The 18,952-nt window shown below is 61.4% G+C and carries 21 protein-coding genes; 3 read left to right on the forward strand and 18 right to left on the reverse strand.

Annotated features, from left to right (window positions below):
* Positions 1-2: 2 nt before the first annotated feature.
* Positions 3-1,463, forward strand: a complete 1,461-nt coding sequence (locus C2846_RS13580) for an SLC13 family permease (protein WP_080051093.1) — start codon at positions 3-5, stop codon at positions 1,461-1,463.
* A gap of 66 nt (positions 1,464-1,529) precedes the next feature.
* Here the strand turns inward: C2846_RS13580 and ccmI are convergent, their stop codons facing one another.
* The 9 genes from ccmI to ccmA are packed head-to-tail and all read right to left on the reverse strand — an operon-like array spanning position 1,530 to position 8,441.
* A complete protein-coding gene (gene ccmI / locus C2846_RS13585) occupies positions 1,530-2,729 on the reverse strand; it encodes a c-type cytochrome biogenesis protein CcmI (protein WP_119701681.1) in 1,200 nt (399 codons plus the stop codon).
* Complete coding sequence (locus C2846_RS13590; RefSeq protein ID WP_095624571.1) at positions 2,722-3,198, reverse strand: cytochrome c-type biogenesis protein; 477 nt, start codon at positions 3,196-3,198, stop codon at positions 2,722-2,724. The genes ccmI and C2846_RS13590 overlap by 8 nt, the downstream gene beginning before the upstream one ends.
* Positions 3,198-3,755, reverse strand: a complete 558-nt coding sequence (locus tag C2846_RS13595; RefSeq protein WP_119701682.1) for a DsbE family thiol:disulfide interchange protein — start codon at positions 3,753-3,755, stop codon at positions 3,198-3,200. Before C2846_RS13595 ends, C2846_RS13590 begins: the two co-directional genes overlap by 1 nt.
* Positions 3,755-5,737, reverse strand: coding sequence for a heme lyase CcmF/NrfE family subunit (locus C2846_RS13600; protein ID WP_119701683.1), 1,983 nt, complete (start codon positions 5,735-5,737; stop codon positions 3,755-3,757). The genes C2846_RS13595 and C2846_RS13600 overlap by 1 nt, the downstream gene beginning before the upstream one ends.
* Positions 5,738-5,749: 12 nt before the next feature.
* Positions 5,750-6,211: a cytochrome c maturation protein CcmE gene (gene ccmE / locus C2846_RS13605; RefSeq protein WP_080051098.1), complete on the reverse strand. Its 462-nt coding sequence runs from the start codon at positions 6,209-6,211 to the stop codon at positions 5,750-5,752.
* Complete coding sequence (ccmD, locus tag C2846_RS13610; RefSeq protein ID WP_080051099.1) at positions 6,211-6,378, reverse strand: heme exporter protein CcmD; 168 nt, start codon at positions 6,376-6,378, stop codon at positions 6,211-6,213. Before ccmD ends, ccmE begins: the two co-directional genes overlap by 1 nt.
* Complete coding sequence (locus tag C2846_RS13615; protein WP_119701684.1) at positions 6,375-7,118, reverse strand: heme ABC transporter permease; 744 nt, start codon at positions 7,116-7,118, stop codon at positions 6,375-6,377. Before C2846_RS13615 ends, ccmD begins: the two co-directional genes overlap by 4 nt.
* 13 nt (positions 7,119-7,131) lie before the next feature.
* Positions 7,132-7,803, reverse strand: a complete 672-nt coding sequence (ccmB, locus tag C2846_RS13620) for a heme exporter protein CcmB (protein WP_080051101.1) — start codon at positions 7,801-7,803, stop codon at positions 7,132-7,134.
* A complete protein-coding gene (gene ccmA, locus C2846_RS13625) occupies positions 7,803-8,441 on the reverse strand; it encodes a cytochrome c biogenesis heme-transporting ATPase CcmA (RefSeq protein WP_119701685.1) in 639 nt (212 codons plus the stop codon). Before ccmA ends, ccmB begins: the two co-directional genes overlap by 1 nt.
* Positions 8,442-8,669: 228 nt before the next feature.
* On the opposite strand from ccmA, the gene fliK reads away from it, so the two are divergent.
* On the forward strand, positions 8,670-10,184 hold the full coding sequence (fliK, locus tag C2846_RS13630) for a flagellar hook-length control protein FliK (protein WP_165443826.1): 1,515 nt from the start codon (positions 8,670-8,672) through the stop codon (positions 10,182-10,184).
* Positions 10,184-10,480, forward strand: coding sequence for an EscU/YscU/HrcU family type III secretion system export apparatus switch protein (locus C2846_RS13635; protein ID WP_080051104.1), 297 nt, complete (start codon positions 10,184-10,186; stop codon positions 10,478-10,480). Before fliK ends, C2846_RS13635 begins: the two co-directional genes overlap by 1 nt.
* 23 nt (positions 10,481-10,503) lie before the next feature.
* Here C2846_RS13635 and C2846_RS13640 read toward each other — a convergent pair whose 3' ends face one another.
* The 9 genes from C2846_RS13640 to C2846_RS13680 all read right to left on the reverse strand — a co-directional run bounded on the left by C2846_RS13640 (position 10,504) and on the right by C2846_RS13680 (position 18,936).
* Positions 10,504-10,905 (reverse strand): DUF2802 domain-containing protein, encoded by a 402-nt coding sequence (locus C2846_RS13640; RefSeq protein WP_080051105.1) that lies wholly within the window; start codon positions 10,903-10,905, stop codon positions 10,504-10,506.
* Between the two features lie 5 nt (positions 10,906-10,910).
* Positions 10,911-11,390: a chemotaxis protein CheW gene (locus C2846_RS13645; protein ID WP_080051106.1), complete on the reverse strand. Its 480-nt coding sequence runs from the start codon at positions 11,388-11,390 to the stop codon at positions 10,911-10,913.
* A gap of 86 nt (positions 11,391-11,476) precedes the next feature.
* The gene (locus C2846_RS13650; protein ID WP_080051769.1) at positions 11,477-12,202 is read right to left on the reverse strand and encodes a CheW domain-containing protein; all 726 of its coding nucleotides are present in this window, start codon (positions 12,200-12,202) and stop codon (positions 11,477-11,479) included.
* Positions 12,203-12,265: 63 nt separating this feature from the next.
* A complete protein-coding gene (locus C2846_RS13655) occupies positions 12,266-13,060 on the reverse strand; it encodes a ParA family protein (RefSeq protein WP_080051107.1) in 795 nt (264 codons plus the stop codon).
* Between the two features lie 85 nt (positions 13,061-13,145).
* On the reverse strand, positions 13,146-13,961 hold the full coding sequence (gene motD / locus C2846_RS13660; protein ID WP_080051108.1) for a flagellar motor protein MotD: 816 nt from the start codon (positions 13,959-13,961) through the stop codon (positions 13,146-13,148).
* Between the two features lie 4 nt (positions 13,962-13,965).
* Positions 13,966-14,706 carry a flagellar motor protein gene (locus C2846_RS13665; protein WP_080051109.1) on the reverse strand — a complete coding sequence of 247 codons (741 nt, stop codon included), beginning with the start codon at positions 14,704-14,706 and terminating at the stop codon, positions 13,966-13,968.
* Positions 14,706-15,800, reverse strand: coding sequence for a protein-glutamate methylesterase/protein-glutamine glutaminase (locus C2846_RS13670; RefSeq protein ID WP_119701687.1), 1,095 nt, complete (start codon positions 15,798-15,800; stop codon positions 14,706-14,708). The genes C2846_RS13665 and C2846_RS13670 overlap by 1 nt, the downstream gene beginning before the upstream one ends.
* Positions 15,801-15,859: 59 nt before the next feature.
* Complete coding sequence (locus C2846_RS13675; RefSeq protein WP_119701688.1) at positions 15,860-18,127, reverse strand: chemotaxis protein CheA; 2,268 nt, start codon at positions 18,125-18,127, stop codon at positions 15,860-15,862.
* Positions 18,128-18,141: 14 nt separating this feature from the next.
* Complete coding sequence (locus C2846_RS13680) at positions 18,142-18,936, reverse strand: protein phosphatase CheZ (RefSeq protein WP_080051112.1); 795 nt, start codon at positions 18,934-18,936, stop codon at positions 18,142-18,144.
* Positions 18,937-18,952: the final 16 nt, after the last annotated feature.

Genomic DNA, 18,952 nt, shown 5'->3' on the forward strand with positions numbered 1-18,952 from the left:
CCATGTCAGCGACCCTGACTCCACCGGCCCCACAAGGGCTTCCGCTCGCACGTCGCATCGGCCTGTTGCTGGGCCCGGCGTTTTTGCTGATCACTCTGCTGCTGCCGGCACCAGGGGGGATGAGCGAAGCCGCCTGGAACACTGCCGGCCTGATGCTGTTGATGGCTACCTGGTGGTCAACCGAGGCGATCCCGATCCCGGCCACCGCACTGCTGCCCATTCCGCTGATTCCGGCACTGGGCCTGGGCAGCGTGGCCCAGGCCACCGGCCCTTATGCCAACCCGATCATCTTCCTGTTTATGGGTGGCTTCGTGCTGGGGCTGGCGATGCAGCGCTGGAACCTGCACAAGCGCATTGCCCTGGCGACGTTGCTGGCCGTCGGCAGCAAACCGCGCAACCAGATTGCCGGTTTCATGCTGGCCACGGCCTTTCTCAGCATGTGGGTGAGCAATACCGCCACCACTATCATGATGCTGCCGATCGGACTGTCGGTAATCACTTTGCTGGAGCAGGAAGACAGCGAGTCGGTACGTCGGTTTGCCGTGGCCCTGTTGCTGGGTATTGCCTATGCCGCCAGCGTCGGCGGCATCGCCACCTTGATCGGCACGCCGCCCAATGCCCTGCTGGCTGCTTATCTGAGCGACAACCAGGGTATCGATGTCGGCTTCGCCCAGTGGATGATGATCGGCGTGCCGGTGGCTCTGAGCATGCTGGTGGCGATCTGGTGGTGGCTGACCCGCCGTCCGTTCGGCCTCAGCGACCAGAGCGACAGCAGCGAGATGCTGCGTCAGCAGTTGCTCGAACTGGGCGCCATGAGCAAGGCGGAAAAGCTGGTGGCGCTGATCTTCAGCCTGACCGCCATGGCCTGGATTTTTCAGCCGCTGCTGTCGCAGAACCTGCTGCCCTGGCTGAACGATACCGTGATCGCCATCGCCGCGGCCATCATCCTGTTTCTGGTGCCGGTCAGCCTGCGTGAGCGGACCTTTCTGATGGACTGGGAAACAGCCAAGGATATGCCCTGGGGCGTGCTGCTGCTGTTTGGTGGCGGCCTGACCCTGGCGGGCGTGATCACCAGCTCAGGGCTAGCCCAGTGGATTGCCGAAAGCCTGTCGATTCTTGGCATGCTGCCGGCGCTGGCGATGATCGTGGTGGTAACGGCGGTTATCATTTTCCTCACCGAGGTGACCAGCAATACTGCCACCGCAGCCGCCTTCCTGCCGCTGCTGGGGGCGCTGGCCATGGGTCAGGGAGTCTCGCCGATTCTGTTCACCGTGCCGGCTGCGATTGCCGCCAGTTGCGCGTTCATGATGCCGGTGGCGACCCCACCCAATGCCATCGTGTTCGCCAGCGGGCACATGCATATCGGCGACATGATCCGCGCCGGCTTTGCCCTGAACCTGATTGGTATCGTGCTGGTGACGTTGCTGAGCTATGTACTGATGGGAGTGGTATTCGCCATGTAGGCAAATACCCATAGCGCCGGCGATTGCCTGCCGGCGCAAACAGGACTCGATTGAGGATGGGTGTAGTTACAGCGGCTGGTCGACCTTGACCAGTACCCGCTGCTGGGCGCCCACTTCGACATTATCGGTACGACCCTGATGGCTGCCGCTCAAGGCATCGCCATCGGGCGAGACCCGGGCCACCAGTTGCAGTGACTGACCAGGGGTGAGCGTTACTCCGGGCAGCATGGCGTCGGCAGCGCTCAACTCAACCTCGGCAGGCAACTCATCCATGGCGAAACGCTTGGCAACCAGCGGCATGGGTGGCCCGTTCGGGTCGCGGGCGAACAGAAAGACTACCGCGCCATCATCCAGACCGGCCGCAATTTGCGGATCAATCTCCAGACGCACCCGGATCACTGCCTGCTCGGCCACTTCATCCACGGCAGGAGCTGGCTGCCCCAGCCGCTGCCGAGCCCGCTCGATACCACCCTGAATCGCTTCGGCCCCACTGCTACCCGGTGGCATGCCAGCCAGCAGGCGTTCCCAATATGCGATAGCACCGCTGTAGTCAGCCGACTCGAAGGCGGCAATGCCCAACAGGCCCAGGGCGGTCGGCTCACGCGGCTCCATTTCCAACGCCTTGTCCAGCGCTGCTACCGATTGCGCATCGAGCTGGTTGCCGGCAGCAAAGTAGCGGGCCTGGGCCAACTGGGCCAGCACTTCCGGGCGCTCACCCAGGCGCTCGACACTCAAGCCAAAGGCTCTGACAGCCTGCTCCGGCTGCTGGGCATTCATGTAAGCCCGACCAAGCATGAACCAGGCTTCACCATTCTGCGGCTGGACCTCGGTAATCCGCTCCATCCGGTCGATCAACGCTTCCAGGCTCTCGACCTGCGGGCGCTCCTGCAGTTCACGGTACAGAGCCAGTCCAGCCGGGTTACCCCAACTGCTGTAGAGCACCAGTACCAGCGGCACCATGAGGATCGCGGCGACCACCAGTAGAGCCGGTGTTCCGGCTACGCGCGGGCGCTGGCGCTGATCGGCTTCGGCGGTATCTTCCAGCAGCAGGCGACTGGCTTCCTGACGGGTCTGCTGGTATTGCTCTTCGGAAATTTCACCGGCGCCGCGCTGACCTTCCAGTTCGGCCAGACGTTCCTCGAACAGCGCAACGTTCAACGCGGTACGATCAACCGTGGCCTGGCGTCCGCGCTGCCACAACGGCCAGAGCACAACCACTATCCCCGCCACCAGCAGCAGGGCACTGAACAACCAGAAATCAGTCATCGCGGGTCTTCTTCTCCAACAGGGCTTGCAGGCGCTCACGCTCTTGCTCGTCCAGCTCACTGGCCTGAGCGTTGTTCAGCGCCTTTTGGCGACGGCGTACCATCACCAGCAAAATGACGAAACCAGCCAATAGAAATACCGCCGGGGCGAACCACAGCACCATGGTTTCCACGGTCAGGACCGGCCGATAGCGAACGAACTCGCCATAGCGGGCCACCATGTGCTCGACGATTTCCTTGTCAGTGCGACCCTCATCCAGCAACCGATAGACTTCACCGCGCAAGTCAGTGGCAATCGGCGCATTGGAATCGGCAATGTTCTGGTTCTGACACAGCGGGCAGCGCAGCTCGCTGCTGATCCGGTAGAAACGTTGACGCTGGTCTTCGCTGTCGAAATCGTAGGTGTCGATGGCGGCATGGGCCAGGGCGCCGACGCACAACAGGGCGAGCGCACAGAGCAGCTTACGCATCAGATGCCTCCCTCAAGCAGAGCCTGATAGCGCGGTTCAAGCTCACGCTCCCAGACCCGGTCATCGATCACGCCGATGAACTTGTAGCGGATGATCCCGTCAGCATCGATCAGGAAGGTCTCGGGGGCGCCATAGACACCCAGATCCAGACCGAGACGCCCCTGCGGGTCGCTGACATTGATCTGGTAGGGATCGTGCAGATCGCGCAGCCAGCGCTGGGCGGAGGCGTTGTCGTCCTTGTAGTTGATGCCGTAGATGACCACGCCCTGCTCGGCCAGACGGTTGAGCACCGGATGCTCGACCCGGCAGGCCACGCACCAGGTGGCCCAGACGTTGACCAGCGCCGGCCCCTTGAGGTCGGCGGCGGTGATACGCCGCTGGGCATCCTTGACATCCTCCAGCTCGAAGGCTGGCAGCGGCTTGCCAATCAGCGGCGACGGCAGCTCAATCGAGCTCTGGCGTATTTCAGAGGCTTGCCGCTCTCTCAGGGTTTGATAGAAGAACAAGGTACCGGCCACAAAAAGCACCAGCGGCACCAACAAAATCAGTCTGCGCATCAGATCACCTCCCCGGCCGGTTGGGCCGGTTGGGCCGGCTGGGTGCGCTGTTCACGCAGCTTGAGCCGGTAGCGTTTGTCACTGGCCGCCAGCAACCCACCGAAGGTCATGAACAGGCCGCCCAGCCAGATCCAGCGCACAAACGGCTTGATATGCACACGCATGGCCCAGGCGTCATTGCCCAGCGGCTCACCCATGGCGACAAACAGGTCGCGGGTGAACCCGGCGTGGATCGCCGCCTCGGTCATGAGCTGGTTCTGCACGGTGTACAGGCGCTTCTCGGGACGCAGGGTGGTAATCCGGCGCTCACCCTTGAATACCTCCAGCACCACCTTGTCGGACACCCAGTTGGAGCCTTCGCGGTGGCTGGGCTCGATATAGACGAAGCGGTAGCCGCCCAGCTCAAGCTGATCGCCCGGCGCCATACGCAGGTCACGCTGGCTGTCGAACAGGCTGGCACCGACCACACCGACCGCACATACAGCCATGCCCAGATGCGCCAGGATCATGCCCCAGTAGCTGCGCGGCAAGGCACGCAGACCTTTGGCCAGGCCCTTGTTGCGAGTCTTGTTGCGGATATCGACCAGGCTCATGCCAGTGACCCAGAACACCAGCAGCAGCATGCTGCCCACCGCGACATAGTGGTCAGCAATCCACAGTGCCAGGACAATCGCGCCGATGGCCGACAGAATCGCGACCCATTTGAGCTGGCTGAACAGCCACTTGACCGGGGTGTCCTTCCAGCGGCTGAGCATACCGACGCCCAGAGCCACCATCAGGATCGCCATCAGTGGCAGGAACAGCGTATTGAAGTACGGCGGGCCGACCGAGACCAGGGTGCCGGTCAGCGCATCCAGCGCCAGCGGATAGAGAGTACCGAGCAGTACCATCAGCGCCGCGACCACCAGAATCACGTTATTGATCAGCAGAAAGGTTTCCCGCGACCACAGGGCAAAGCCGATCTGGCTTTTGACCACAGGAGCCCGCAGGGCGTAGAGCAGCAGCGAGCCACCGACCACCACCAGCAGGAAGCCAAGGATGAATACCCCCCGTTCCGGATCGGTGGCAAAGGCGTGTACCGAGGTCAGCACGCCCGAGCGCACCAGGAAGGTGCCCAGCAGGCTGAGCGAGAAGGCGGCAATCGCCAGCAGCACGGTCCAGCTCTTGAACACCCCGCGCTTTTCGGTCACCGCCAGCGAGTGAATCAGCGCGGTACCAACTAGCCAGGGCATGAAGGAAGCGTTTTCAACCGGGTCCCAGAACCACCAGCCGCCCCAGCCCAGCTCATAATAGGCCCACCAGGAGCCCAGCACGATGCCCAGGCTCAGAAACGCCCAGGCCACAATGGTCCAGGGCCGCGACCAGCGCGCCCAGGCAGCATCCAGCCGGCCACCGAGCAAAGCGGCGATGGCGAAAGCAAAGGCCACCGAGAAGCCGACGTAACCCATGTACAGCATCGGCGGGTGGACGATCAGGCCAAAGTCCTGCAGCAGCGGGTTGAGATCCTTGCCATCGACCGGGTGATAGGGCAACTGCCGATCAAAGGGGTTGGAGGTCATCAGAGTGAACAGCAGGAAACCGACACTGATCATACCCATGACGGCCAATACCCGGCTGAGCATTTCCGGTGGCAGGTGACGGGAGAAGATCGCCACGGCAAACGTCCAGCTCGCCAGAATCAGTGCCCACAGCAGCAGTGAGCCTTCATGCCCGGCCCAAACCGCGCTGAAACGGTAGTACCAGGGCAAGGCGCTATTGGAGTTCAGCGCCACATAGGTCACGCTGAAGTCATGGACCATGAAGGCATGGGTCAGACAGATATAGGCCAGCAGAATGAACACAAACTGCCCCACCGCCGCCGGCTGGGCAAAGCTCATAGTCAATGCATCGCCACGCCAGGCGCCATACAGAGGAAGCGTCGATTGTAGCAGTGCCAGCGCCAATGCAATGATCAGGGCGACCTGGCCAAGTTCGGGAATCATCCTGCCTCCAACTCAGTAACCGGACGCCGAGGCGCCATTGACGGACATGTGGTTGACGCGTTCCAGCGCCTGCGCCACTTCCGGCGGCATGTATTCCTCATCGTGCTTGGCCAGCACCTCATCGGCGACCAGCATGCGACCTTCATTCAGCCGCCCCAGCGCGACGATGCCCTGCCCCTCGCGGAACAGGTCGGGCAGAATCCCGCTGTAGGCAATCACCACCTGCTTGTTGCCATCGGTTACGGCAAATTCGACATCCAGACTGTCGCTGGCCCGTTTGACGCTACCGGCCACGACCATGCCGCCGGCGCGAATGCGAGTATCCAGGGGGGCTTGTCCCTCAGCAATTTCTGTCGGGGTATAGAACAGATTGATGTTCTGCTTCAGAGCGGTCAACGCCAACCCTACGGCTACCCCAACGCCCAACACGACCAACAGAATCAGCGCCAGACGTTTCTTTCGCTGCGGATGCATCACACCTCCTCCCGGCGCCGACGACGCGCCTCTTCACTTACCAGACGCCGACGCGCCACCCAGGGCTCCAACACATTCAGCGCCAATACCACGAAGGTGATGGCGTAGGCCGACCAGACATAGGGGCCGTGCCCACCCATCGCCAAGAATTCAGACAAACCGCTCATGACATTTTCTCCAGAGCTTCACGCGCCCAGCGGGTCTTGCCCTCGCGCCGCAGGGTTTCAACCCGCATGCGCATCAGCAGGCTGACGGTAAACAGGGCATAGAAGCCGAGCACTGTCAGCAGCAGCGGGAACCACATCTCGATCGGCATGGCCGGCTTGGCGGTGACCTTGAAGGTGGCGGGCTGGTGCAGGGTATTCCACCAATCCACCGAATATTTGATGATCGGGATATTGACCACCCCGACAATGGCCAGCACGGCCGTGGCCTTGGCTGCGGTATCGCGGTTGCTGATCGCCTGGCCCAGAGCGATGATGCCAAAATACAGAAACAACAGAATCAGCATTGAAGTCAGGCGCGCATCCCAGACCCAGTAGGTGCCCCAGGTCGGTTTGCCCCAGATGGCTCCGGTGATCAGGGCAATGAAGGTCATCCAGGCACCGATAGGAGCAGCGCAGCGCAGCGCCACGTCAGCCAGTTTCATCCGCCAGACCAGAGTAATGATACCGGCCACTGCCAGCATGATGTAGCAGGATTGAGCGACGAAGGCTGCCGGCACATGAATATAGATAATCCGGAAGCTGTTGCCCTGCTGATAATCCTGTGGGGCGAACGCCAATCCCCAGACGATCCCAACACTGAGCAGCAGCACGGTGGCCAGCACGAACCAGGGCAGCCAGCGGCCGCTGATATCGTAGAACCACTTGGGCGAACCCAGCTTGTGGAAAAAACTCCAGTTCATCGCGTCTCCAACCTCATTCACTCACCCCGATACGCAGGCCAGCGGCAATCGCCAGCGGCGCCAGGCTCAGCGCCAGAACCGCCAGGCAACCCAGCCACAGGGCATAGCCCATGACCGGCAGGCCCTGCAGTGCGGCATCCATCGCGCCAGTACCCAAAATCAGCACCGGGATATACAGGGGCATGATCAACAATGCCAGCAACAACCCGCCGCCCTTGAGGCCGACCGTCAAAGCCGCCCCCACCGCGCCCAGCAGACTGAGCACCGGGGTACCCAGCAGCAGGGTCAGGCACAAGACCGGCAGCACCTGCGGCGGCAGAGCCAGCATCAGGCCGAACAACGGCGCCAGAATCACCAGCGCCAAGCCTGATACCAGCCAATGATGCGCCACCTTGACCAATACCATCAGTGTCAGCGGATGAGCGGACAGCACCCACTGCTCCAGTGATCCATCCTCGTAATCACTGCGAAACAAACCATCGAGTGACAGCAGGGTCGCCAGCAGTGCCGCGACCCAGATCACCCCAGGGGCCATGATCCGCAGCATGCTCGGCTCCGGCCCCACCGCCAGTGGAAACAGGCTGATCACGATGGCGAAGAACACCAGAGGGTTCAGCAAGTCCCCGGGGCGACGCCAGGCCAGGCGCCACTCACGGCAAAACAACAACCAGACAATCCGTCGCATCAGGCCACCTGCTGCAGATCGAGGCAACGAACCGCATCCAGATGATCCAGGCTGTGGTGGGTAGTCAGCACCACCAGGCCTCCAGCCGCCGCATGGGCCAATACGTGCTGCTCCAGCGCAGCAACACCGGCCTTGTCGATAGCGGTAAAGGGTTCATCCAGAATCCACACCGGCGGTGGCTGCAAATACAGCCGGGCCAAAGCCACACGGCGCTGCTGCCCGGCCGAGAGGTTGTGGCACAGCACATCCTCAAAGCCCTTGAGCCCAACCTGGGCCAGGGCCGCCCAAATCTGTTCACGGCTGGCCGGAGTGCCAAGTGCACACAGCCAGGCCAGGTTTTCCTCGGCGGTCAGACTGCCCTTGATCGCCGGGGCATGACCGATGTACAGCAAGTCCTGGCGCCAGCGCTCGCGGCCACGACCGCTCAAAATCGACTCGCCGGCATAACGAATATCACCGGCTACCGGCGGCATCAGCCCGGCCAGAATCCGCAGCAGGCTGGTCTTGCCCGAACCGTTTGGCCCAGCTACCTGCAACACTTCACCAGCGGCCAGTTCGAAACTCAGCCCGGCGAACAGCTCCCGATGGTCGCGTTCACACGTCAGTCGCTCTACCTGTATCGGCTGTGGTTTCACCATTACTCCGCATCGGCCCGGATAAACAGGACAACCCTCATGTTTGCCCCGCTGCAGCCGCTATACTGTCTACGGCCGCGTCAACGGGGGCCATTATACATACAGCCTCTCACCAGAGGCCTCTGATTTATATCAACATGTGGCAGCATGAGCCCTGACTTTCGTTTACCTCCAACGGTCGCAAGCCCGCCAACCAGCGGGCTAAGCGGACAAACCAGCAACCCGGGTGCAGTGCCTCTGGAACTGCTGCGTCCGATTGACGCACAAGGGTTGCCAAACGGCGTTGAACTTCAGGCCCAGGTACTCAAAAGCGAGGCCAAGGGAGCCCACTTCGAGCTGCTGTTGCGACTGGCCGCGCTCGCCGGCCAGCCACCGCGCGAGATCCTGGCCAACAGTCGCCAGGCGCTTCCCGAAGGCGCCCAACTACTGATTCAGTTGATCAGCCAGACCCGCGCTACGGCCAGCCTGCTGCCAGCCCAGGTCACTGCGCCTCTGACCCGGCTTGATCCGGCGCTGTTTCCGGCCGGCAGTCTGATCCAGGCCCGGGTGCTGAGTCAGCAGCCACTACCGGCCCAAGCCGAGCAGGCCCGCTTCGCTCTGCTTGTGCGCCTGTTGCAGGGCGGTGCCAGCGGTGCCCTGCTGAGCCTGGTCAGCAGCCGCGCCCTGGAACCCGGCAGCCTGCTGACCGCCCAGGTTGGCGCCGCCGGGGAACTGCGGGTGGTCGGCAGCCAGACCCAGCAGCTTCAGCTCGGCCTGATGCAGGGGCTGCGCGACAGTTTCATGGCTCAGGGTTCAGCCGCGCCCCTGCTGCGCCTGCTCGAAAACCTGAGTGCCCAGCCGCCAGCCGCTGGCCGCGAGCTGCAACCGGCCATGCGCCAGGTGCTGGAGCAGATCAGCAACCTCTCGCAACTGAACAGCGAAGCCGGCGTGAACCGGGCCATCCGCCAAAGCGGGATCTTTCTCGAAGCCGATCTGGCCCGTCTGGCCACGGCTCTGGGCAGCAAGGGCGACAACCTCCCGCCGCTGAACAAACTGCTGCCCCTGCTGGCCAGCATGACTCCGGCCAGCGATGCACCCGCCCTGCCAGGCAGCGATCTGAAGCTGGCCCTGCTCAATCTGCTGACCCAAATCCAACGCCAGCTGCCCGGCGCACATCTGCCACCATTACTGCCGCCACCCGGGCCATGGCAAGCCCTGCCCGCAGTCAGACCTGGGCTGTTTCCACTCCCGAACCGGGTGCTGAGCAATCTGGCCGAAGCGCCTGATCTGGGCAGCCTGCTGCGCTTGACCGCAGCCCTATTGGCTCGCATCCAGCACCAGCAGTTCCAGAGCCTGGGGCAGACCCAGAGCTTTGCCGACGGCAGCAGCCAGACAGTCTGGCAGCTGGATATCCCGCTGCGCGACGGCCAGCAGTTCCAGCATGTGCAAGTACGTATCCAGCGAGACGACCCGGCGCCAAATCGCAAGGCTCAGGAGTTGCAGCCGCAATGGGAAATCCGGCTGGCCTTCGACCTGGATCAGCTCGGCCCCCTGCACTGCATCAGCCGCCTGAAGGCCGGGCGGGTCAGCAGTGAATTCTGGACCGAGCAACCGCTCACCCTGGCGCTGCTGGAGCAGGAGCTGGGCCATTTGCGTACCCGGCTGCTCGGCAAGGGCCTGGAAGTTGCCGAGCTGAGCTGTCATGCCGGCCTGCCGCCGGAGCCACGCCAAAGTCTGCAGCAACGTTGGATCGACGAGGTGACCTGATGCATGACCCCAAGGAAGCCATCGCCCTGCTCTACGACGGTGAACAAGCCCCGACGCTGACGGCCAAGGGCGAAGGCGAGCTGGCCGAGCAGATCGTGCAACTGGCCATGGACTACGAAGTGCCGATCTACCAGAACGCTGACCTGGTGCGAATCCTGGCACGCATGGATCTGGGCGAGCAAATTCCCGAGGAGCTGTACCGCACCATCGCCGAGATCATTGCCTTTGCCTGGCATCTCAAAGGGAAAGCTCCAGCAGGTTTTGTATTTCCCGATAGGGATGATGCTGAGGGGTAGCGCAGGGCGCGCAGTGCTGGCTTTCAGTGCCGCCGGGCGGCGTGCAATTTGACGACCAGTTCGGCCTCAGCCTTGGACAGACCACAGGATTGGGTCAGATCTTCGACACTGGCGCCCATGCTCACCAGCCGAGCGGCCTGGTTGTAGGGCATGGTGTGCGGGTCCTGCTGTTCAAACTTGAGCTGTTTGTCTTCCAGGCGCTTGAGCTGCTGACTGACCTCCTGCAAAGTCTCACCCATGCGGATGCTGCCCTGCTGGAAGCTGGCCAGATCACGCGCCAACTGCTCCTGACGTTGACGCAGCGCCTGCTCCTGCTCGGCCAGGCGCCGACCCTGACGCCGCAGCCCCCAGCCCAGAGCCAGCAGACCAGCCAGCAACAGGCCCAGCAACAGCCCAGCCAGCAGCGTCTCCCAGGAGGTCATCATCCCGATCAGAAGCCTTGCAGTTCGGCCCACTCATCCTCGGTCATCATCTTTTCCAGATCGACCAGAATCAGCAGCTCGTTGTTCTTGTTACACACGCCTTGAATAAACTTGGCCGACTCGTCGGTCCCGACATTAGGTGCGGTCTCGATCTCGGACTGGCGCAGGTAGACCACTTCGGCCACGCTGTCGACCAAAATGCCAACCACCTGCTTGTCGGCCTCAATGATGACGATCCGGGTGTTGTCGGTGATCGGCGCCGAGCCCAGACCAAAACGCTGGCGGGTATCGATCACGGTGACCACGTTGCCCCGCAGATTGATGATCCCCAGCACATAGGCCGGCGCACCCGGAACCGGGGCGATCTCGGTATGACGTAGTACTTCCTGCACCTGCATCACGTTGATGCCGTAGGTCTCGTTATCCAGGCGGAAAGTAACCCATTGCAGAATCGGATCCTCGGCACCCTGAGCGGCGGTATTCTTCATTGTCATGTATCCCGGTCTAGATTGATGTGAGATTCAGCCGCGCGACCATGCTCAGGCTGTAGTTGTCTGATGTCATCCTAATGTTCCTACCGGCTATTGGCCAGCGCACGCGTCCCTGGCGCACTAATCAGCGTGGCCAGGGCGGAAACGTCCAGCAGAGCGCACATGTGCTCAATCACCGTACCGGCCAACCAGGGTCGCTTGCCCTGCTGGGAGCGCCATTTGACCTGCTCGGGAGTCAGCCGGATCGACTTGCTAACGCCATGCACGGCCATACCCCAGTCATAGCCCTGCACCGAAATTACAAAGCGCAGGCCGTCGCGCAGCGCTGGATCGTAACGTTCGGGCATGACCCAACGGGCAGTATCCAGCACCTTGAGGTTGCCCGCCTGGGTCGGCAGGATACCAAGGAACCAGTCCGGCTGGCCGAACAACGGAGTGATTTCATCCTCCAGCGGATAAATACTGCCGAGCGATACCAGCGGCACCGCCAGGGTCAAACCGCCAACATCGAACAGCAGCGCCTCGAACGGCTCTTCGCGCCAGGCAGCCTGCTCAAGCACTGGCGGCACATGCTCAGCATCAGTGCTGAGCTCTACCAGTGCTTCAACTTGCAGTTCCTGCTCAAGCTCAGGCTCCGGTTCGGCAGGCACCACCACCGGCGCGGCCTCAAGCTGGGCTGGCGGTGCCAGCTCCTGAGTCTGCTGTTCAGCCAGAGCCAGTTCCTGGGCAGCATCCTGCAACAGCGAATCCAGATAGCACTGGATCGTCTGCTCGGGAACGAACTGCTGCACCGGTAGGGGTTTAGTCATCTCTTGCGCCATGTCGATCATCGGGTCGGGTCACTTAGCATATCGGCCAGTATCGGCCCAACATTAGGCTACCTGTTCCTTGCGCGGCAGCGACTGCGCCAACAGATAGCGCAATAACGCCCGGTAGGCCAGCACTCCGCGACCGTTGGCATCCATCCGCGACGGCACCATCCCGGCCAGACTGGCGTCACGCAGTTTGGTATCGATAGGAATGAAGGCTTGCCATAGATGATCAGCGTAGTCGCGGCGCAGCAGTTTCAGGGTATTCAGCGAAGCCTGGGTACGCCGGTCGAACAGGGTCGGCACAATGGTATAGGGCAGTTCCTGTTTGCGCGAGCGATTGACCATATTCAGGGTATGGACCATCCGCTCCAGGCCCTTGAGTGCCAGAAACTCGGTCTGAACCGGGATCACCAACTGCTCACAGGCGGCCAGGGCATTGATCATCGACACCCCGAGCAAGGGTGGGCTGTCGATAATAGCGAACTGATAGTCACCCCAAAGCTGGGCCAGGGCCCGGGAGATGACCAGGCCAAAGCCACCCTGCCCGGCCGACTGGCGCTCCAGGGTCGCCAGCGAGGTGCTCGAGGGCATCAGGCGGATATTTTCGTGGGAGGTATTGAGCAACAGCGCCTCGGCCAAACCGTCAGGAACCTGACCATTGTGCTGAAACAGATTGAATACGCTGCTGGTGAGATTGTCCGGGTCATGACCAAAATAACTGGTCATCGAGCCGTGCGGGTCGAGATCGACCACCAGCACGCGCTGCCCCTGGTCTGCCAACAGGCCAGCCAACGCCACCGCCGAAGTGGTCTTGCCCACCCCGCCTTTCTGATTGGCCACGGCCCAAACTCTCATGCCTTTCCTCCCGGGGTAGCGGTACTGCCGATACCCGTGGTTACTGCAAATGACGATAGATTGACACCCAAGCGGGCGTTTCGGGCTACTGTGCAGTTCCCGTGCCAGCCTGGCTCCGAGCCTGGCGCATGGCGTCGGCATCCTGAGCATCACCCTGCCAAGACTGGTGACGCTGATCAAGATAGCGCGAAACCAGCAAGACCACCCGCCGGTTGGCTCGCCGGCCGGCAGCGGTGCCGTTGTCGGCAACCGGCTTGAATTCACCATAGCCTACTGCGGCCATCCGTTCCGGGTTTACTCCACCATTGCCGAGCATGCGCACCACGCTGGCGGCTCTGGCAGCGGACAGCTCCCAGTTGGTCGGATACAGGCGCGAGCGGATCGGCTGATTGTCGGTAAAGCCCTCGACATGAATCGGATTCTCATAGGGCGCAAGGATCTCAGCGATCCGCTCGATCAGACCAAAAGCTTCATCGGTCGGCAGTGCATCGCCACTAGGAAACAGCAAACTGGAGTTGAGTTCGATCTCGATCCACAGTTCGTTGCCACGCACTTCCAGATCACCAGCACGAATCAGATCACCGAAGGCCTGCTGCATGGCCGTGGTGATGTCCACCAACGGATCGACAAGATTGTCGGCATCGCCGCCACTGATACCCTGGGTATCGCTGCGTTGCAAGCCACGCGGAATTTCCTCACCGATCTGGATCGGTTCGATAGAGCGCTGCGGCTGATTGAAGGCACCCACCAGCGTGTCAGACAGCACCTTGTACTTGCCTTCATTGACCGAGGAAATCGAGTACATGACCACGAAAAAGGCGAACAGCAGGGTAATAAAGTCTGCGTACGAGACCAGCCAGCGCTCGTGGTTTTCGTGCTCCTGATGCTGTCGCCGGCGCATCGGGCTACTCCAGGAAGCCTTCCAGCTTCATTTCGATTGAGCGCGGATTTTCCCCTTCGGCGATCGATAGCAGCCCTTCGAGGATCATTTCCCGGTAGCGTGATTGCTGCATCACTACCGACTTGAGCTTGTTGGCCACCGGCAGCAGAAACAGGTTGGCCAGCGCCACCCCGTAGATGGTTGCGACAAAGGCCACAGCGATGCCGCTACCCAGCGCCGAAGGATCAGCCAGATTGCTCATCACATGGATCAGCCCCATGACCGCGCCAATGATACCGATGGTTGGCGAGTAGCCACCCATGCTCTCATACACCTTGGCAGCGGCCAGGTCGTGATTTTCCCGGGTGATCAGCTCAACTTCGAGAATGCTGCGCAGCGCCTCCGGCTCACTGCCGTCAACCAGCAGTTGCAAACCCTTGCGGGCGTACAGGTCGGGTTCGGTATCGGCCACCCCTTCCAGCCCCAGCAAGCCTTCCTTGCGGGCCACATTGCTCCAGTTGATGACCTGGGTAATCCCCTGCTGCAGGCGACTGGTCGGCGGAAAGAAGATCCAGCCGAGAATCGCCAGCGAGCGTTTGTACACTGGCAGTGGTGTCTGGATGAAGGCCGCGCCCAAGGTGCCGCCGATGACGATCAGCGCCGCCGGACCGTTGATCAGCGCCGCAGCATGCCCACCTTCCAGGTAGTTGCCGCCGATGATGGCGACAAAAGCCAGAATGACGCCAATGACGCTGAGAATATCCATTAGCCGATCTCTGCCAGATAACGACCGATGTCGTCGAGACTGTAGATACCGTCAGCCAGATTGGCCTTGGCCACGGCCATCGGCATGCCGTAGATAACACAACTGGCCTCGTCCTGGGCCCAGACCGAGCTGCCGGCCTGCTTGAGCATCCGTGCACCTTCTCGACCATCGGCGCCCATGCCAGTCAGGACCACGGCCAGCACCTTGTCGCCAAAGGCCTTGGCGGCAGACCCGAAGGTTACGTCGACACAGGGTTTGTAGTTGAGCCGCTCATCGCCGGGAAGGATTCGGATGGCGCCGCGGCCATCGACCATCATTTGCTTGCCGCCCGGCGCCAGCAACGCCAGCCCTGGGCGCAGGATGTCGCCATCCTCAGCTTCCTTGACACTGATCCGGCAGAGCTTGTCGAGGCGTTCGGCAAACGCCTTGGTGAACGCTGCCGGCATGTGCTGAATCAGCACCAGCGGCGCCGGAAAACTGGCAGGTAACTGGGTCAGGACTTTTTGCAGGGCCACCGGCCCCCCCGTAGAAGTGCCGATCGCCACCAGTTTGTAGCTGCGCTTGCGCGGAGCCGGACTGCTGGAGCGCGGTGCTGGAGGCTCACTACTGCGAGGCGCCGGAGCACTGCCGGTCAATGGCCGACTGGAGACTGACGGCGCACTGACCGTCGTCGGAGCAATACCCAACGAACGCCGGTTGGTGCGCGCCAGGGCATGTACCCGCTCGCACAGCAGTTGCCGGACCTTGTCCGGGTTGCGCGAAATGTCTTCGAAATTTTTCGGCAGATAATCCGCTGCACCGGCGTCCAGCGCATCCAGGCTGACCCGTGCGCCCTCGTAGGTGAGCGAAGAAAACATCAATACCGGTGTTGGGCAGCGCTGCATGATCTGCTTGACTGCGGAAATGCCATCCAAGACCGGCATTTCATAATCCATGGTGATGACATCGGGGCGCAGCGCCTGGGTCTGCTCGATGGCCTCCTTGCCATTGGTGGCCGTGCCGACCACCTGAATCTGCGGGTCGCCCGCAAGGATCTCTGTCACCCGGCGGCGAAAGAAGCCTGAATCGTCCACCACCAGAACCTTGACCGCCATACACTCTCCTGAAAACCTGTACACACCCGCAGGCGGCTGAAAGGGCCGCTCGGGCGCTATTAGATCCGCCGTGCGTAACGCTTGAGCAAACTGGGAACATCGAGGATCAGGGCAATGCGTCCGTCCCCGGTGATGGTTGCCCCGGCCATGCCGGCTGTGCCCTGAAGCATCCGTCCGAGCGGCTTGATCACCACTTCTTCCTGTCCGACCAGTTGATCGACCACAAAGCCAACCCGCTGGGTGCCGACCGACACTATCACTACGCTGGCAGCAGTGTGATCACTGCTCTCCTCGACGCCGGGCATCAGCCAGCGCTTGAGATAGAACAGCGGCAGCGCCTTGTCGCGGACGATGATCACTTCCTGGCCGTCAACAATATTGGTGCGTGACAGATCCAGGCTATAGATTTCATTGACGCTGACCAGCGGCAGGGCAAACGCCTGATTGCCCAGCATCACCATCAGGGTCGGCATGATCGCCAGTGTCAGCGGCACCTTAATCGCGATCCGCGAACCCTGGCCCTTGGTCGACTCGATATTGATGGTGCCGTTGAGCTGAGAAATCTTGGTCTTGACCACATCCATCCCGACCCCGCGACCGGAAACGTCGGAAATTTCGGTCTTGGTCGAAAACCCCGGCGCCAGGATCAGATTGAAGCACTCGGTATCAGTCAGGCGGTCGGCGGCATCCTTGTCCATCATGCCCTTCTCTACCGCTTTGGCCCGTAGCACTTCCGGGTCCATACCCTTGCCATCGTCGGTGATGGTCAACAGGATGTGATCGCCTTCCTGTTCGGCCGCCAGCACTACCTTACCTGTGCGCGGTTTACCGGCCTGCTCGCGCTCATCGGGCGATTCGATCCCATGATCAACCGAGTTGCGCACCAGGTGCACCAGCGGGTCGGCCAGCGCTTCAACCAGGTTCTTGTCCAGATCGGTTTCCTCGCCGATCAGTTCAAGGTTGATCTCCTTCTTCAGGTTACGCGCCAGATCACGCACCACGCGAGGGAAGCGACCAAATACCTTCTTGATCGGCTGCATGCGAGTCTTCATCACCGACATCTGCAGATCGGCAGTGACCACATCGAGGTTGCCGACAGCCTTGCTTAGCTCTTCATCACCGCTGCTCAAACCCAGGCGTACCAGGCGGTTACGCACCAACACCAGCTCACCGACCATGTTCATGATGTCATCAAGCCGGGCGGTATCGACCCGCACAGTGGTATCCACAGCAGCATCAGCAGGCGCCGGTGCGCTGGCCTTGGCGGCAGCTGCTGGCGGCTTTTCGGCTTTGGCAGCAGGCGCTTTGGCGACAGCTTTGGGTGCAGGCTGAGCCTTGGCCGCAGCTGGCTCGGACGCCTTCGGCGCCTTGTGCTCAATCGGCTTGTCAGTCGAACTTTCAGCCTTGGCCGGCGCTGCAGCAACACCGTTGGCGGCCTCCGACTTGCCGGGGGCTGCACCCTTGCCGTGTAACTGGTCGAGCAGTGCTTCGAATTCGTCGTCGCTGATTTCATCACTCTCGGCGCTCACCGCCGCTGTAGCAGCCGCCACCACGTCCGGCGCTGCAGCCGGCTCGGAACTCAGGCCCGGAGCCGCACCTTTGCCATGCAATTGATCCAGCAGCGCCTCGAACTCGTCATCACTGATCTCGTCATTTGCTACTTCAGCCTGGGCGCTCTGCGCGGCGGCCTGATCAATACCCGGCCCCTTGCCGGGACCATGAAGTTCATCCAGCAGGGCTTCGAATTCATCATCGGAAATATTGTCACCCTGACCTGAAACCGACGATTCGGTCTCCGACTCTTCAGGCGACTGCAAGGCGTCGAGCAACTGCTCGAACTCGTCATCGGTGATATCGCCATCGCTGTCGGCTCCGGCGCTCACGGTTTCAGTAATGGAGTACTCAACACTCGCGGGGGCAGCGACTGGCGCCGCGCTGGCCGGCTGCGCCAGCAGCGAGAGGGCTTCAAGCAACCCGGGGTCGGCAGGGCTTGGCTCATCACGCTCGCGCACCTGGGCAAACATCGCATTGACGGCATCCAGCGCCTGCAACACGACATCCATCAACTCAGCGTCGACCTGGCGCTCACCCTTGCGCAGGATGTCGAAAACATTTTCGGCGATATGACAACAGGCTACCAAGGGGTCGAGCTGGAGAAATCCGGCACCACCCTTGACGGTATGAAAGCCACGGAAAATGGCATTGAGCAGGTCCATGTCGTCTGGGCGGTTTTCCAGCTCGACCAACTGTTCGGACAACTGTTCGAGGATCTCGCCGGCCTCAACCAGAAAATCCTGGAGAATCTCTTCATCCGCATCGAAACTCATGCACCTACTCTCCCCTAGAAGCCAAGACTGGACAGAAGGTCGTCGACCTCATCCTGTCCAGACACCACGTCCTCCCTTTTATCGGCATGAATCTGCGGACCTTCACCCTTGGAGGATGTTTTTTTCGGTGTTGCCCGCGTTTCGCCGTGTTCAATACCGGCAATTCGATCAACCTGACCAGCCATGCGCACCAGGCTGACCAGACTTTCCTCGACATCATGAACCAGGGTAATGACCCGCTTGATCACCTGACCGGTCAGGTCCTGATAATCCTGGGCCAGCAGAATTTCGTTGAGCTGCGAGCTAACAGCACTGCTGGATTGCTCGGTCTTGGCCAGAAAATCGCCAATGCGTCGGTACAGGTCACGGAACTCGGTGGCGGCGATCTCGCGGCGCTGCAGGCGCTCCCAGTCGGCGCGCAGGGTTGCCGCTTCCTGGCCAAGCTCAGAAACAATCGGCGCGCTGCTCTCAACCAGATCCATGGTCCGGTTGGCGGCCTTGTCGGTCAGCTTGACCACATAGTCGAGATGGTCGGAAGCATCGGTGATCTTGGAGCTGTCGTTGCCTTCTTCGAGCGCATGGGTGGTGTCGATCTGAAAATTGACGATCGCACTGTGCAGCGCCCGGGTGAGCTTGCCGACCTCATGGTACAGACCGCGGTCACGGGCCTGATTGATGGCATGGATGACCAGTACGGCTTCGGCAAACTCGCCATTCTCCAGGTAGCTGACCAGCTGCCGCGCATTTTCCTTGAGGGAATGTTCGAATTCCTGGGCGGTTTCCTGACCGGGATCCTTACTTAACGCCATAACCTTTACCCCGGGT

Source organism: Pseudomonas jilinensis, assembly GCF_003586265.1.
Lineage (GTDB): Bacteria > Pseudomonadota > Gammaproteobacteria > Pseudomonadales > Pseudomonadaceae > Halopseudomonas > Halopseudomonas phragmitis.